The sequence below is a fragment of the Pseudalkalibacillus sp. A8 genome, from assembly GCF_045920555.1.
Lineage (GTDB): Bacteria > Bacillota > Bacilli > Bacillales > Fictibacillaceae > Pseudalkalibacillus.
Genome location: NZ_CP174509.1, coordinates 4,536,746 through 4,552,477, shown reverse-complemented (window position 1 = coordinate 4,552,477; position 15,732 = coordinate 4,536,746). Strand labels below are relative to the sequence as shown.

The following is a 15,732-nucleotide window of genomic DNA, read 5'->3' as shown; positions in this document are numbered from 1 at the left end:
CTCTTGGAGTATAAGCGAAATTCACGACACTCCAGCGGGAAAAGTGAGCCAGGCGAGACCCCAGAGAGGAGGCTTGTGGATCACCCGCGGAAAGAGAGTGAATTTTGCAGACATCAACAAGAATAACCGAGCCTATCAAATGAAAAGGAGAGGTTTTCATGATCAACCGAATGCATGTAGCTGTGAATTGCAGCGATTTGGAAAAGTCTCTTGAATTCTATAAAAGCTTTTTTGGTGCTGTGCCTACGAAAGTAAAAGACAATTATGCGAAGTTCGAACTTGAAGAACCAGCATTGCATTTTTCATTAAATGTCCGTGATTTCAACAAGGAAGGCGTATTGAACCACCTAGGCTTCCAAGTGAACAATACAGATGACGTGTTGAAAATGGGCGAACGCCTTCGTGAGTCCGGATTGCTATTAATCGATGAAATGGATACGACTTGCTGCTATGCAGTCCAGGATAAGGTTTGGGTATATGATCCAGATGGAAATGCATGGGAGATCTTTTATACGAAAGAGGATTCCGAATTCGAATCCGCTGGTGACGCACGTGATCTTTCCTTATGCTGTGCACCGCCACAACCACAACCGATTACTATTGAAATGACATCACCTAAAAAGTAAACAGTAACGGTTGAGTATGGTACAGGAATACTCTAAACTAAGGTATGAAATGCTTTAATTGGAAGGAAGAGTTTGATGCAAATTACAGATAGTGCAAAGCAAGCAATCGAGGGCATCCTCCATCAGCATGATGCAAAAGGAATCCGTATCTATTTTGCGGGCATGGGCTGAGGCGGTCCCAAATTGGGAATGGCTCTGGATGAGCCTCAAGAGAATGATGAAGTTAAGGAATTGAATGGTATCCGTGTATCTATCGACGAACGAATTGTTTCAGTGACTGAGGGTATTACGGTAGATTTTCAGCAAACACCTCAAGGAGCCGGGCTGGTATTCCTTGGTCAGGACGAATGCTGTTAATAAGAAGATAGAGGACCGCTTCTCAATGTGAAAGCGGTCCTCATCTATGTTCTAAGGTACAGAATTCCCCTATGGAAGCCTAGAATGCATGACCAAGTTTGTAAGATGCACGACCAGAGCTCCAAGTTGCACGACCAGAGCTCATAGATGCATGACCAGAGCACCAAGTTACTCGACAAGACTCCAAGTTAAGATTTCAAACTTAAATCAGGTAAAACACGAATCCGGAGATCGTCGACATCGTAATGACAGAGAGAACGAAAGTGATGACGAGTTCCTTTTTGAAGATCGATTTCAGCAGAATGACTTCTGGAAGGCTTGCTCCGGCTGAACTGATCATCATGGCCATGACAGGTCCGAGAGCCATCCCTTTTGCAATCAATATTTGAGAAATCGGAATCATACTGGATAATCTAATATAAAGCGGAACCCCGATAATGGCAGCTAAAGGAATGAGCCACCAGGCGTCTTTTCCAAAAGCGTTTGAAATCCATTCTGTAGGTACGGTTCCGTGAATGATCGCACCGATAGCCGCCCCGAGCAGTAAATACGGATAGACGCTTTTCATCAGATCCCAGGTTTCTTTGAACGCCAACTTAAAATTGAATTTTTGGCTTTTCTCATTGTAACCCGACATGACTACATTTTTGATCGCCCTTTCGAATCCTAGAGCGCCGAGAGTAAATCCAATTATGACGGAGAATGTTGATGTCAGAACGGTATAAATGATCGTTACTTTCCAGCCGAGTATGACACCCATGATTGTTAGAATTGTAGGATCAAGCACTGGTGAAGCAAATAGAAAAATCATTACAATGTTGAGGGGAAGTTTTTTCTTAAGCATATTGACGACGACCGGTATTGTCGAGCATGAGCAAAAAGGCGTAATAAACGCAAAGAATAGAGCGAAAAATGCAGCAAACAGTTTGTTTTTACCAACGAGTTTCTTTTCGATTTTTTCATAAGGGATGTAGCCTTGGAGCAGGCTGATCACAAATGAAATACCGACGAAAAGAACTGTTAATTCTAATGCAATCCATAAAAAGTTTTCCAATGTTTCCATCCACATATGGATCATCCTTTTCATATTTTGTTTTTATTAATCAAACAAAATTGATTAATTAGGTGAAAAGAAAACCTTCTGTCAGCAAGAAGGTCTGAATAAGCAGCAAAGCTCAGCAGATAACAAGTGATTCACTTCGTCTTGATTCAATCTGTAGTAACTCCATGTTCCGCGTGTTTCTCTTGTGATAAGGCCTGCATCCAGTAGTATCTTAAGATGGTAAGAGAGCTTAGACTGCGGCATTTCCATCATATCAACGAGATCGCATACACAGACTTCACCTTTCTGAGTGAGAAGATACATCAACTGGAGCCTTTTCTTATCGGCGATTGCTTTGAATTTCGTTTCATATTTTTCAAAAGTACGAGGAAGGGATTCGTCAACAAGTTCAATTTCTTTCATTTCAATCACCTCGATCAAAAATGTTTGATTAACCACAGTATATTATGGGAAGAATTGAAATGCAATTAATAAATCAAAAAAATTTGATTTTATAGTTGCAAAATGGAATCCGGAAGAATATAATCTAATTAATCAATAAAATTTGATTTAAGGAATTTCAAATGCTAAACTTTTATTCAATGGAAACAGAGATCGAGTATCGCAAAGAGCAAATGAACAAAGCTTTACCAAAGGTCGAAACCAACGACCAAAATACAGTTTGGTTCAAGTTGAGGGAACTGTATGCAAAATTCGCAACTCCGAAGGCAACTGTAGATTCCCAGACAAAGTATGAATGCCAGTGCACCTGCTAAATTTTTTAACTATATAATCAAAAATAATTGATGTAATAAAAACAAACATTTTAAGGAGATGAAGAAGATGATCCAATTGATCAAAAAAGTATCTGGAAAAGGGCAAAGGAACAGTGATTGTTGTGGTGTTGAGATCAAGGAAGTACAAGAAGAGAAAAATGATTCTTGCTGCGGAAGTGATGATGCAGATTCATGCTGTGGCAGTGATAATGACCAGGGATGTTGCTAAAGAAAACGTAATGAAAGGGCATCTTAAAAAGATGCCCTTTTACTTATTTATGCAAAAAGTCCCATATGAAGTATTTAGAACATTCTGTATAATAATATGAAAACGGTTGCACGAGTTATCTCGACTATCGCAGCCATTCTTTTTTTACATTTGTGCAAACGTTTTCGCAACTTTCATTCAAACTGTGTGAACGTATTAAATCCAAAGCCTGAAAGGAGTAATCGTGTGAGAATACGAGGTTCGAAGATTTTTTTGTTGGTCATGGTTTTTCTGTTGACGTTGCAGATGTTTTCCGGTGTGCAAACGTCAAAAGCTGATGCAGAAGAAAGGGCAGTTCGTGTGGTCGGTAGTTTTGGGGAAGAGGGTGACTCTACATACTGGAACCCCGCATCGGATGATTTCAAGATGACGGAAGCAGAGAGTGGGAAATTTTATTTAAAAAAGACATTACCACCTGGGAATTATGAATTTAAAATCGCAATCAATGGAAGCTGGGATGAAAATTACGGTGAAAACGGTGAAGCGGGTGGTCAAAACATGATTCTCAACTTGGATGAGGAAAAGGAAGTACTCTTCGTCTACAATGACGAGACACATGTAACGACGACTATGACTGAGGACCAAGCACCGCGTCTAGCTGGATCCCTGCAACCTCCCATCGGTGCAGGTGATGCCTGGTCACCAGGGACATCGACAGCCATTTTAGAAGATGGAAATCACGATAACATTTACGAATACACAGCAAATATTCCAAAGGGCGAGTATGAATTCAAGGTTGTCCTTGGAAATGGTTGGGGTGAAGAGTATCCAGGCGAAAATGCGAAATTTGACGTAATTAAAGATCAAGAGGTGACATTCTACTTTAATCACGAAACAAAGGAAGTGACGACAAGTAACGAAGGTTCTGGACCTGATGGCAGTATAAAAGCAGACAAGCTATTTCACGATTCGTGGAATGAAGTCTACCGTAAACCATTTGGTGCGATTAAAACCGGAGAAGAAGTGAAACTGCGGTTGGAGGCTGAAAAAAGCGACTTGACGGGCGCTAACCTTCTTTTAAAGAACCAAACCTCTGGAAATTCCAAGTTGATCAAAATGGAGAAGGTCGGATGGACTGATGTTGATGGAAAAGGAGAACGTGAATACTGGGAAGCGAAGTTCACACCTGAAGAAAAAGGAGTCTATGGCTATAAATTCATAGCTTTAGATGGTAAAACAGTTAAAGAATACGGGGAGGATACGACACAAGGAAAATCTGGCCGTACTGGTGATACGGTGCTTGATTTATTCCAGCTTACAGTGTACGAACCAGAATACAAAACTCCTGATTGGATGAAGGAATCGGTTGTTTATCAAATCTTCCCTGATCGTTTTAATAATGGTAACCCGGAAAACGATGATTCGAAAGAGAATGCGCGTGGTATCGAGCCGATCGAACATCAGGAATGGAGTGAGCTTCCTGATAATCCAAGGCTCGAAACTACCTCAGGTTACGAGGGAGATGGGATCTGGAGCAATGACTTCTTTGGAGGAGATATAAAAGGTGTCCATGAAAAGCTTGATTACATCCAGTCACTAGGTGTAAACACCATTTATCTTAACCCAGTAGCCCATGCTGCATCAAACCACAAATATGATGCAACTGACTTCAAAGCGGTCGACCCGATGTTCGGTTCACCGAAGGAGTTCAAGAAGTTTACACAAGAGTTGAAAAAACGGAATATGCACCTCATATTGGATGGTGTGTTCAATCATGTAGGAGACGACTCGATTTATTTTGACCGTTATGGAAAATATGAAACAGTAGGAGCTTACGAGTATTGGGCGCGAATCTACGATTATATGAATGAGCAAGGTTTGTCCGAGAAAGACGCAAAGGCTAAAGCTGAGGAAGAATTTCTAGCAGAAGGACAAGTGTTCAGTGAATACGGTTTCCACAACTGGTTTAACATAGAGAATAATAAGGTCGAAGAAGGTACACCGAATGAGCGCTATGATTACCAGGCCTGGTGGGGATTTGACAGTTTACCAGAAATCGCCTCGGTTCCTGGTGAGGCAGTTCCTTATGATTCAGAGTTGAACAATGAGGAATTTGCGGATTATATCATGTACGATAAGGATTCCGTTTCAAAATCGTGGTTGAAACACGGAGGATCGGGCTGGCGACTGGATGTGGCTAATGAAGTAGATCCAGAGTTTTGGAGAGAATTCCGTACAGAAATCAAAGGTACCAAAACAGAGACGAATGACGATCCATTGATTCTCGGAGAAATTTGGGATGATGCGTCCAAATACTTCCTTGGGGATCTTTATGATTCAGTGATGAACTACCGGTTCCGTGGTGCGATGCTCGATTATTTACGAAACGGGAATGCACACGGTGCTGCTGAACAACTGACCGCCATCCAGGAGGACTATCCAGACGAAGCATTCTACAACTTGATGAACTTGCTGGGTTCCCATGATACAGCCCGAGCGGTTTTTTTACTTGGAAATGGATCTGAAAATGCCGAACGGGCGGAATTCGATCAAAATTATGACCATGAGCTTGGTTTAAAACGATTGAAGCTGGCAGCGATCTTCCAGTTCGGTTACCCAGGTGCTCCGACGGTCTATTACGGGGATGAAGCTGGCCTTACAGGTTCGAAGGATCCGGATGATAGACGGACATATCCATGGGGAGAAGAAAATGAAAAGCTGATCAAGCATTATCAGAAGCTTGGCAAGATACGTGCGCAATATCAAGACCTTTTTGCACATGGTGATCTGGAGAATCTTCATGCGGATGGTGATGTATTCGTCTATGGTCGTAGTTTGGATAAAAAGCATGGCCTTGTGGCGATTAACCGTGGAAGTGAAAAGAAAACAGTGGAATTAGATGTTAAAGGTTTCGCCCTTAATGGGGTTGAATTCAAAGGTCAGCTATCTGAAAAGAATGATGTGAAAGTGGAGGATGGAAAAGTAACACTGACGATTCCTGCGATGAGCGGTCAGATGTTCATCGCAAAAAATGCGAATATCAACGCACCTTCAGCCGTCAAAGATTTAAAAGCTGAGGAAGGTATCGGAGAAGTGACCCTTTCATGGAATGGAAATAAGGCAGAAAAATACAATGTCTACATGACGAATATCGAAGGGTCACTTTATAAAAAGGTAGAAACGACAGAGGGCACTACTATAAAAGTCGACGAACTAGATAATGGTCGGAAGTATTATTTTGCGGTGGTTGCTGTCGATCGATATGGGAATGAATCGGCAAAAAACGCTACTGAACAAGTAATCCCGCACATTCCGTTGAAAGAGGGATCGTACTCGATCGAAGGCGTAACGGAACTTGAATCTTCTGTTCTGGATTTGGCTGAGTCGAAAACAGTAGAAGCAACCATTTCAGTTGGAGACCATTCGGCTGAAGAGCTGGTTGAAGGATTGGAGGCGAACCTGCAAGTACTCTCTCCTGGTTCTAATAAGTGGGAAACGGTTAATACCGGATATAAAGGGCAAAAAGATGGTGCGAATACGTTTTCTGCAGAATTTTTACCATTAGAAACCGGGGACTATCAATACCGTTACGCGTTTACGACAGATCTTGGCCGCAATTGGGTTTTTTCGGAAACACAGACAGTTGCGATCACAAAATCTGAAGATGAAACACTGCCGGTAGACTCGGTTATTTTAGAGGAACCGATCCAGGAGTCTGGGCAGGTCAACTTGGATTGGAGTCTGGAAAACCCGGATGATCCTTATATGATTGCGATTGTTCGTGACGGCGTAGTGATCGATAAAATTTGGGATCCTAATGCGACCAGCTATCGAGATTTGAGTGTGGAAAACGGCAAGGAGTATACCTATGTGGTACGTGTCTATGATCGTTATGGAAATTATGTCGATTCCAATTCCGTTGCTGTAAAGCCAGACATTGTCATGGTAGAAGTGACGTTCAAGGTGAATGCACCGGATTACACCCCGCTTGATACGAAAATTACGATGCCGAACAGCTTGAACGGCTGGAATACAAGTGCCTGGGAAATGAGCCGTAATGGAGCGGTAACACCAGATTGGGAGTATACAGTTGATATGCAGGTCGGTGAAGTTTTGACGTACAAATATGTGAAGGGTAATTCTTGGGATCAAGAAGGATTGGCTGATCACACACCATATGACTCGACTGATGACGATATCAGTTATTATGGGTATGGCGCACCTGGCACAGATATGAAGGTGGTCGTTGAAAACCAGGGTAATAATAAAATGGTTGTTGAGGATACGATCCTGCGCTGGATCGATCAACCGATTGTCATTACCTCACACGCCAATGGACAGTCTATATCAGATGACAAGGTCGTTTTGAGCGGAAATGCGATTAAAGAAGGTGTACTTACGATCAATGGTGAAGCTGTAACAATTAATGACGATATGTCGTGGAGCCACGAGGTCATTCTTGCTGATGGCGAAAATGTGTTTGATATCCACATCGAACCTACAGAAGAAAACAAATCGGACATCTTCAACAACGACGTAGGCGCAATCGACAAAAATACCAAAGATATCAAATTCAAACTCGTGAAGAATTGAATAATTAATAATTCTTCAGGCACTGTCATTTCGAGACGGTGCCTGATATCATTTAAACGGTGCCAGGTACACTTTCAGAACCCATCTGTAGCAACGGTTCATTTTATGTACCTGACACCGTTTCGCATCCCTTGGGGGAGAAGGCTTTTAGATTGGTACCAGGACCGTTTCAAATTTTTGAGGATTGGGAAGTATTATAGGAAGATCATAGCGTTTGAATCTGTTAAAAGGAGCATGTAATGGAAAGTTGGTATACAGCGATCATCGAGCAATATGGCTATTTTGGAATCTTCTTCATTATGGCTCTAGAAAATCTATTTCCACCGATTCCTTCTGAAGTGGTGCTGCCTTTCAGTGGATTCGTTACGACAACAACGGATCTTCATATCATTGGTGTCATCATCGCCTCCACTGCGGGCTCCGTTTTTGGGGCGATCGTCCTTTATGGTGTGGGGCTGTTATTGGATGTGGAAAACCTCGAGAGAATCATCGATCGTTGGGGGCGTATCATTCGATTAAAAAAGAATGACGTACATAGAGCCGATGAGTGGTTTGATCGTTATGGGAAATGGACCGTGTTTTTTGGAAGGATGATGCCATTTTTAAGGAGCGTCATCTCTATCCCGGCAGGTATGTCAAATATGCCTTTTCTTTTTTTCATCGTTCTCACAACCCTTGGTACGATCATATGGAACATCCTCCTCGTAAGCATTGGTGCGGCACTAGGTGAAAATTGGACGGAGATCATACAATATGTAAAGCTGTACTCCAAAACGATCTATATCATCCTAGGTATCGTTGCGATCCTGTTGATTGTTTGGTTTGTCATCTATAAGAAAAAAAAGAATAAAAACTAGGAATGAAAAGGCGGCCGTATCGGTCGCCTTTTCATATACCCAGAAATAGAAAACACATCAACGGAAGTCCCCGATTTGTTAAGCCCCCTTTACACAATATGGAATTTGTTTACATAATTTGTTTTCATTGTTACGATTATTTCAGAATATTCAATAACCATTAACAGGTTTAGAGAAGACTTCATCGAACGAAAGAGGGGGAGTAAAGGTGTCGCTGGGCGGTTATTTTAAAAGACTAAAATCAATTATAATCGGAATTATTTTTATCGGTTTTTTGCCAAGCCTTCTATATGGCTTCGACCAGACAATCAACTTACAATCCTATACATTCAATGGAAAAACGTATGATTTCTTTCCAGGTATTTTTGATAAATATGCTTATTCCATGACGATTTTCTTCGGGGCATTATTACTCGGTTTATTTTTAGCGATCATGTTTACATTCTGCACCGCGTTATTGCCTCGTTTTGTTAAGAAAATGGTTTACGGGATGCTGACATTACTCGAATCCATACCTGATTTGTTCATCGTAATATCTTTGCAACTGTTGATTGTTTACATATATCAAAAGACAGGCTGGCTTATCAGTAATGTTACTGTCGTTTATGATGATAAAATCTATTTGCTTCCAATATTGGTCCTATCTGTCCTGCCGACAATCCAACTCTTCAAAATAACCTTTCTCCTACTTGAAGAAGAGAGGAATAAACCATACGTAAACGTAGCGAAATCAATGGGTATGGGGGATTATTACATTTTAATCCGACATGTTTTCAGAAACGTGTTGTTCAATTTATTTCTATATTTCAAAACGATTTTTGTATTTATGCTTTCAAATCTTTTTATTATGGAATATGTGTTCAATATTCATGGTTTGATGAGAATCATGCTCAGCCCGAATATCTTCGTATTTATCGTCAGTTCCATCATGATAACGATCCCTTTCTTATTCTTATTTGAACTAGCACAATCGATGATCGATAAATCTACTGGAAATAAGGAGGAGCAGGCAGCATGAGACATACCATATGGAAACAACCACAGTTCCTGATTGGAAGCTTCATCATCATTTCATTAATCATGTTGAGTTTCATGTACCTCTTGTTTTTTGACCATCCTGAGGAAGTCAAATATTTATACGAAGATGGGAGACTGGTTGATGTAGCACCATTTTCGCCTTCACAAGTCCCTCCATTTGGAACGGACAAATTTGGAAGGAATTTATTGATCCTCCTCATCAATGGGGCTAAATATACATTGCTTGTTGCTATTGTGATTGCTGTATTCCGAGTTGTCTTTTCAGGTCTGTTTGCAATTGTTTATCATCAATACAATGCAAAACTTAAGCCTTTGTTAGAGGACATCATCGAGTCTACCATCTTTGTACCTGCTTCCATATTGGCCTATTTGTTAATGGCACCTTTAGCGGTAAAACAAGCAGAGAAGGGGAGCGGTTTTCTTGAGATTGTGACGATTCAGTGCATCATATTGATTCTTATAGGAGTCCCACCCCTTATCTCTATTTTTTCAAAGGATATCGCAAGAATTTCAAGAAAGGAGCACATTGTCAGTACATTTTCTTTGGGGGCAAAGCATCGCTATGTATATATCAAACACGTATTACCGGAGATGGCTAGTCGTTTTTTATTGGTGATCGCTCAACAAATCATCCAAGTTTTGATTTTGCTCGCTCATCTTGGCGTTTTGTTGATTTTTCTTGGTGGTGTAAAAACAATCTTGGACGGGGATCTTTTGAGCACACATGAAGTGTTCGTTTCGCTTACCGGGGAATGGTCAGGTCTGATAGGCAACAATTTTCAAGAGATCGTACATAACCCGCATGTAATTCTTATTCCGTTAGCCTTCTTTTCATTGACGATATTTTCTATGAATCTCATAATCAATGGAATGCAGAATACGATGAAACAGACAGACAGGGGGAGCGGGTCATGATACTATTAGAGGTTCGAAATCTTAAAGTCGCTTTCAAGTCGGAAAAAGAAGAGTTTATCGCAATTGATGATGTCAGTTTTTCGATTGATAAACGTGAAACCGTTGCGTTGATTGGAGAATCTGGATCTGGAAAAAGTATAACATCGCTGTCTATGTTAGGACTGTTGCCCAGAAACGGACAGGTTATTGGCGGGCATGTTTTTTACGAAGATAAAGACTTATTATTACTGGACCAAAAAGAATTACAGCAAATTCGCGGTAAAAAAATCTCAATGATTTTTCAAGATGCTTCAATTTCCTTGAATCCGTCTATGAAAATCGGAAAACAGATTACGGAAGGTTTGGCTTATCATCGGATGATGAATCGTGAAGAGCTTAAATGTGAAGCTCTGCGCCTATTAACGAAAGTTGGATTTCATAAGCCAACAGAAGTTTTCAATCAATACCCTGGCCAGCTTTCTGGAGGGATGAAACAACGTGCCCTCATTGCGATGGCTATTTCATGTAACCCTCAATTAATTATTGCTGATGAGCCGACAACAGCACTTGATGTTACTACACAAAAACAAATTTTGGACCTTATGAATGACTACAAGCAAACGACGGGTACTTCCATTCTATTTATTACACATGATTTCGGATTAGTTGCAGAGTATGCCGATCGGGTAATTGTGATGTTTGGAGGGAAAATCGTTGAAACTGCTGATGTATTTACGCTATTTAAAAATCCGGTTCACCCCTATACGAAGGGATTGATGAATAGCATCCCGAAAATTGAAGAGCCAAGGGATCATCTCCTGACGATAAGAGATGCCGTAAGTGAAGAAGCGGCCTATGAAGGAAGAATTTTTGCTCCTGAAACGTTCTCAGCAGATGAAAAAGTATATCATTCCCCCTCAACCTTGATTGAAGTGGAACCTGGGCATCATGTCAGGTTTTTTACTGAAAGCCCTGAGGTGTCGAATATATGAATAAGCTGGTTGAAGTGCAAAATCTATCTACATCCTTTCATGATGGTGTGAATATAAAAAAAGCGATTGAAGGGGTTACTTTTAGTGTATACGAAGGGGAGACTTTAGGTATTGTTGGAGAATCAGGTTCTGGAAAAACAACGCTGGCTAGGACAATTTTACGCCTATTGCTGCCTGACTATGGACTCCTAAAGTTTGATGGAGCAGACATCTCCAAGTTAACTGGAAATAAAATGAGGGAAATGAGAAGGGATTTCCAAATGATTTTTCAAAATCCTTATGAGTCTCTCAGCCCACGTCTAAGAGTAGGGGAAATTCTAGAGAGCCAATGGTCATACAGAAAATGTTTTCTCCTGAAGAAAGAACACAAAAAGCTTACCGGATGCTTGAAAATGTCGGGTTGGCGAAAAGTACCTATCATAAGACGATCCACGACTTCTCTGGGGGACAAAGGCAGCGGGTTGCAATAGCCCGTGCCCTGGTCATGAATCCCAGACTGATTATTGCTGATGAACCAGTTTCAGCCTTGGATGTTTCTGTACAGGCTCAAATATTGAATTTGTTGAAAGATTTAAAAAAAGAATTCAATCTGACAACACTTTTCATATCTCATGATTTAAGTGTCGTCCATCATATGAGCGACCGAGTGGGCATCTTGAATGGAGGGCATATGTTAGAAATTGCCGGGAAAGAAGAGATATACAGAAATCCAGTACATCCTTATACAAAGGCCCTGCTCTCATCCATTCCAAGAAATGATCCTACACAAAGGGTCGTTACCCAGGAGAAAATAGAAGTCCCTCCATTGTCACCGTATCCACCACATTTGATCAACATCGGAAATGAACATTACGTCGCTGCTGATGTCATTCAAATAAAGCACTTTGAAGTGCAGAGATAATTCAATAATAAAAAAAGGACTGGCCAGAGTCTTCGTTTAGGAAACGGGGCAGTCCTTTTTCATATATATCATGAACCCAGCTGTTCAAGCTGGTTCTTTATATTCGTCAATTGATTGATTGTTTGAAGGATTTCGTAGTCTTCAAGCATCTTCGGGTCTACTTCTCCATTTTCAACCTTACTTAAATAACCGTCAATACCTTGCTCGAGGGTGTCATTGTAACCTTCTATTTTCTCATGAACGCCTTCAGCCACTCCTGGTGGATCCAACTCATTGAATGCTGTAATATCTGACTTCATCTGATTGAGTCTTTCCTCCAGCTCGACGCGCGCATTCTTATCAGAGACCGCTTGTTCAGCAAGTGCAGGGACTTCATCGGCAAAGGTGCTTGCAGTATTGATATAGTTCGTAGCCTCGTTTACATATTCAAGTGTATTATTGACTCCTTGAAGTAGGGAGCATCCGCTTAGGATCATGATCGAAATTAACACCATCACACTGGAAAGCAACCATTTTTTCATGTCATTTCTCCTTTTAACTTGTTTTAGTTCTTCGCTAAAATTTATCTTTTACGACGTTTCTTAAATTCTCTCTTTGCCATAGGGATGATATGATTCTTTGCAACACTGTATCCCTTCTTCAGGATGAATGCTTTGATCAGTTTTTTAATTGCCATTTTCTCCTCTCCTTTCATAGGAATGAAAAAACGTGACCACCTTATCCGGTGATCACGTCTATTTAAAAGAGACCACCAGAAATTCGAACAACTGGTAAAGGTCTCGCTAACAACAAGATGTTGCCAACAAAGCCGAGGAATAGATTCCTGTAATGACGACCTTGTTGTGGTAAGCTACTCCCCTTTAAGGAATGAGCCTATGAAGTTTTCTTGTTTATAGTTTAATGATAGTTGAATAGAAAATCAAATGATAACTAGTATTTGCTGTACTTTTCAAGTAATCCGTACAGCTTTTCAAGTGGGTTGCTTTGCTCGCTCCGCTGCATGCTTCCTTTATACTTGTCTCGTTCATTGAATGTTTTTTCGATCAACTGATGAAGGGATTCGTCCGTGACATCTTCTTCCTGTATCACTTCAGCGAAGCCTTGCTTTTTAAAAGATTCAGCGTTCTGGATTTGATCGCCCCGGCTCTGGCTGAGTGGGAGCGGGACAAGAATCATCGGGATTTGTAAATCGAGAAATTCATAGATCGAGTTTGAACCCGCTCGTGTGACGACTAAATCTGTCATGGCTAGAATGTCCGGCAACTCATCTTTTATATATTCAAATTGTTTATATCCATGGACGTTTATTGTTTTATCGACTTTCCCTTTTCCACAAAGATGAACGATCTGGTATTTTTTCGTCAATGTAGGTACCAGGCTTCTGATCGCTTCATTGATTCTCTTCGCTCCCTGGCTTCCACCCATCACGAGGATGACTGGCTTGGATTCAGTGAAATCGCATAAATGGAGTCCTTTTCGCTTCGAGCCTGTCCTCAGTTCTTCACGAACAATTGACCCTAGTAAAATCCCTTTATCTTCAGGGAGATGTTTGAGTGTTTCAGGGAAAGTCACACAAACCTTTGAAGCAAAAGGCATTGAAATTTTATTCGCAAGCCCAGGACTCATGTCTGACTCGTGAGAAATGACAGGTGTTTTCGTAAGTCGAGAAGCAAGAATGACTGGAACCGACACGAATCCGCCTTTGGAGAAGACGATACTCGGCTTTACCTTCCGGATGATCCGAAAAGCCTGGCCGATCCCTTTAATGACACGGAACGGGTCCTTAAAGTTATTAATGTCAAAGTATCTTCGCAGCTTCCCGGTGGAAATCGGATAATAGGTTACTTCAGGTATATGTTCGATCAATTCACGTTCAATCCCATTGTGTGAGCCTATATAATGGATTTCCCAATTGTTACGTTTCAAGTGAGGGATCAAAGCAAGATTGACAGCAACATGACCGGTCGAGCCGCCCCCCGTTAATAAAATACGCTTCATCTACATCATCCTTTATTAAATGCTACGGTACCAGGCACCAAAAAAGGTGCTTACTCTCAACCGTATCAGGTACCGAAGTCCACTGACTTTATTATATATGGAATGGTTCTCTGTTTCATCCGACAAATGTGTATCATTTTATGGGACTGTTGTTTTATTCGTAGGAGTTACGGCCTGAATAGGGGTTGACCCGATGATTTCGGATCAACCCTTATGTTTGGGTTCAAAACCCTGGGTATAACAGAGTTTTTCTGACATTCTCAGCTTTCAGCTTTTTTTGGTATGTGCTAGCCCGCCTAAGTCACTAAATACTTCCAGGTCGCTTAATTCACACCATACTTTGCTGATCAGATCCCCATCATAAGCAAAAATCAATACTCCCGTTTCCTTTACCGGCTCTTCCCGTGCAGGTAATCCAAGCCATCCGCATACGTACTTGTTCCAGTATAGCGGATAACAACCTTTTCATCCCCTGTAATGAGATCATCTAATTCCCACTCACTGTTTGTGAAAGTCGAACGGTACCAATCAAGGAATCCAATATCCGACTGAATGACGGCCTGCAGTTTCTATTTTTACCTCACCAATAGTAATTTCATCTAACCGATCCAGGTCACCTCTCCCAAAAACGTCATGAAACCAAGACTTCGCATGCTCCACCCTCAATTTGCTCATTCCGATGCCCCCATATCAATTTCTTCTGATCTTAGCCAACAGCCTTAACATTTCAATATACAACCAAACGAGTGTTACCAATAATCCAAATCCGGCATACCATTCCATATATTTCGGTACTTGTTGTCTGGCACCTGATTCAATGAAATCGAAATCCAAGACTAAATTCAGTGCGGCTACAGTAACGATGACCAAAGAAATGATGATTCCAACCAATCCTGTGTCATGGAGAAAAGGAACGTTCATTCCGAAAAACCTCAGGATGATATTAATCAAATACACGAAGAAAATCCCCATAGTAGCAGATATGACTCCGATTCTGAAATTCTTCGTAACTTTGATTGCCCCAGTCTTATATAACAAAAGCATCGCCAGTAGAGTACTGATCGTCAGTAGAGCGGCCTGTAAAGTGATGCCGCTGTATTGAGATTCATAGATCGCAGAAAGGGAACCAATCGCCAATCCCTTAAGTAAAGCATAGGCCGGAGCTGTTATAGGGGAGACTTTAGGAATGAATGCTGTAACTAAAGCCATTATTAGTCCGCCAAGAATGCCAATCCACAACAGATGCTGAACCGTATCTCCTGAAAAGTACTGATTCCAGGAATAGAAGGCACTTCCCATTAACACGACAAGAAGGATGAAGGTTCGATTTACGGCACCACCGATTGTCATGGCATTACCTTCAGAAGCTGTTCCTTGGAATCTACGGAATGTTTTATCATTTAAACTAGGATTAGAACTACGCATACAATCACCTCATCAATATAATTAG

Annotated in this window: 15 protein-coding genes and 1 pseudogene; 10 read left to right on the top strand and 6 right to left on the bottom strand. The window is 41.1% G+C overall.

All coding sequences use genetic code 11. The annotated features are described in order from the left end of the window. Window positions 1-161 precede the first annotated feature (161 nt). Both ACJROX_RS23410 and ACJROX_RS23405 read left to right on the top strand, forming a co-directional pair. A complete protein-coding gene (locus ACJROX_RS23410; protein ID WP_408011749.1) occupies window positions 162-626 on the top strand; it encodes an ArsI/CadI family heavy metal resistance metalloenzyme in 465 nt (154 codons plus the stop codon). 72 nt (window positions 627-698) lie between these two features. Next, window positions 699-983, top strand: a complete 285-nt coding sequence (locus tag ACJROX_RS23405) for a HesB/IscA family protein (protein WP_408007609.1) — start codon at window positions 699-701, stop codon at window positions 981-983. Between the two features lie 202 nt (window positions 984-1,185). On the opposite strand, the gene ACJROX_RS23400 is transcribed toward ACJROX_RS23405, so the two are convergent. Together ACJROX_RS23400 and ACJROX_RS23395 are read right to left on the bottom strand one after the other, a co-directional pair. Then, window positions 1,186-2,052 carry a permease gene (locus ACJROX_RS23400; RefSeq protein ID WP_408007608.1) on the bottom strand — a complete coding sequence of 289 codons (867 nt, stop codon included), beginning with the start codon at window positions 2,050-2,052 and terminating at the stop codon, window positions 1,186-1,188. A gap of 75 nt (window positions 2,053-2,127) precedes the next feature. After that, window positions 2,128-2,448 (bottom strand): ArsR/SmtB family transcription factor, encoded by a 321-nt coding sequence (locus ACJROX_RS23395; protein WP_408007606.1) that lies wholly within the window; start codon window positions 2,446-2,448, stop codon window positions 2,128-2,130. 420 nt (window positions 2,449-2,868) lie between these two features. Here ACJROX_RS23395 and ACJROX_RS23390 point away from each other — a divergent pair, with 420 nt between their 5' ends. From ACJROX_RS23390 to ACJROX_RS23355, 8 genes and pseudogenes are all read left to right on the top strand, one after another. After that, a complete protein-coding gene (locus tag ACJROX_RS23390) occupies window positions 2,869-3,030 on the top strand; it encodes a hypothetical protein (protein ID WP_408007605.1) in 162 nt (53 codons plus the stop codon). 225 nt (window positions 3,031-3,255) lie between these two features. After that, window positions 3,256-7,602, top strand: coding sequence for an alpha-amylase family glycosyl hydrolase (locus ACJROX_RS23385; protein ID WP_408007604.1), 4,347 nt, complete (start codon window positions 3,256-3,258; stop codon window positions 7,600-7,602). A gap of 239 nt (window positions 7,603-7,841) precedes the next feature. Beyond that, entirely contained in the window at window positions 7,842-8,459 is a 618-nt protein-coding gene (locus ACJROX_RS23380) for a DedA family protein (RefSeq protein WP_408007603.1), read from the top strand. Window positions 8,460-8,667: 208 nt separating this feature from the next. Then, on the top strand, window positions 8,668-9,477 hold the full coding sequence (locus tag ACJROX_RS23375; protein ID WP_408007602.1) for an ABC transporter permease subunit: 810 nt from the start codon (window positions 8,668-8,670) through the stop codon (window positions 9,475-9,477). Then, window positions 9,474-10,412, top strand: coding sequence for a hypothetical protein (locus ACJROX_RS23370; protein WP_408007601.1), 939 nt, complete (start codon window positions 9,474-9,476; stop codon window positions 10,410-10,412). The genes ACJROX_RS23375 and ACJROX_RS23370 overlap by 4 nt, the downstream gene beginning before the upstream one ends. Beyond that, on the top strand, window positions 10,409-11,383 hold the full coding sequence (locus tag ACJROX_RS23365; protein ID WP_408007600.1) for an ABC transporter ATP-binding protein: 975 nt from the start codon (window positions 10,409-10,411) through the stop codon (window positions 11,381-11,383). Before ACJROX_RS23370 ends, ACJROX_RS23365 begins: the two co-directional genes overlap by 4 nt. Beyond that, window positions 11,380-11,843, top strand: a pseudogene (locus tag ACJROX_RS23360) (ATP-binding cassette domain-containing protein); the annotation flags it as partial. The gene ACJROX_RS23365 and the pseudogene ACJROX_RS23360, both read left to right, overlap by 4 nt. Window positions 11,844-11,867: 24 nt before the next feature. Further along, on the top strand, window positions 11,868-12,284 hold the full coding sequence (locus ACJROX_RS23355; protein ID WP_408011748.1) for a hypothetical protein: 417 nt from the start codon (window positions 11,868-11,870) through the stop codon (window positions 12,282-12,284). 68 nt (window positions 12,285-12,352) lie between these two features. On the opposite strand, the gene ACJROX_RS23350 is transcribed toward ACJROX_RS23355, so the two are convergent. The 4 genes from ACJROX_RS23350 to ACJROX_RS23335 form a co-directional block, all read right to left on the bottom strand. After that, entirely contained in the window at window positions 12,353-12,805 is a 453-nt protein-coding gene (locus ACJROX_RS23350; protein WP_408007599.1) for a DUF6376 family protein, read from the bottom strand. A 409-nt stretch (window positions 12,806-13,214) separates the two neighbouring features. Next, on the bottom strand, window positions 13,215-14,282 hold the full coding sequence (locus ACJROX_RS23345) for an undecaprenyldiphospho-muramoylpentapeptide beta-N-acetylglucosaminyltransferase (RefSeq protein ID WP_408007598.1): 1,068 nt from the start codon (window positions 14,280-14,282) through the stop codon (window positions 13,215-13,217). 528 nt (window positions 14,283-14,810) lie between these two features. Then, window positions 14,811-14,957 (bottom strand): hypothetical protein, encoded by a 147-nt coding sequence (locus ACJROX_RS23340; RefSeq protein WP_408007597.1) that lies wholly within the window; start codon window positions 14,955-14,957, stop codon window positions 14,811-14,813. A 15-nt stretch (window positions 14,958-14,972) separates the two neighbouring features. Then, window positions 14,973-15,707: a Bax inhibitor-1/YccA family protein gene (locus ACJROX_RS23335; protein WP_408007596.1), complete on the bottom strand. Its 735-nt coding sequence runs from the start codon at window positions 15,705-15,707 to the stop codon at window positions 14,973-14,975. Window positions 15,708-15,732 lie beyond the last annotated feature (25 nt).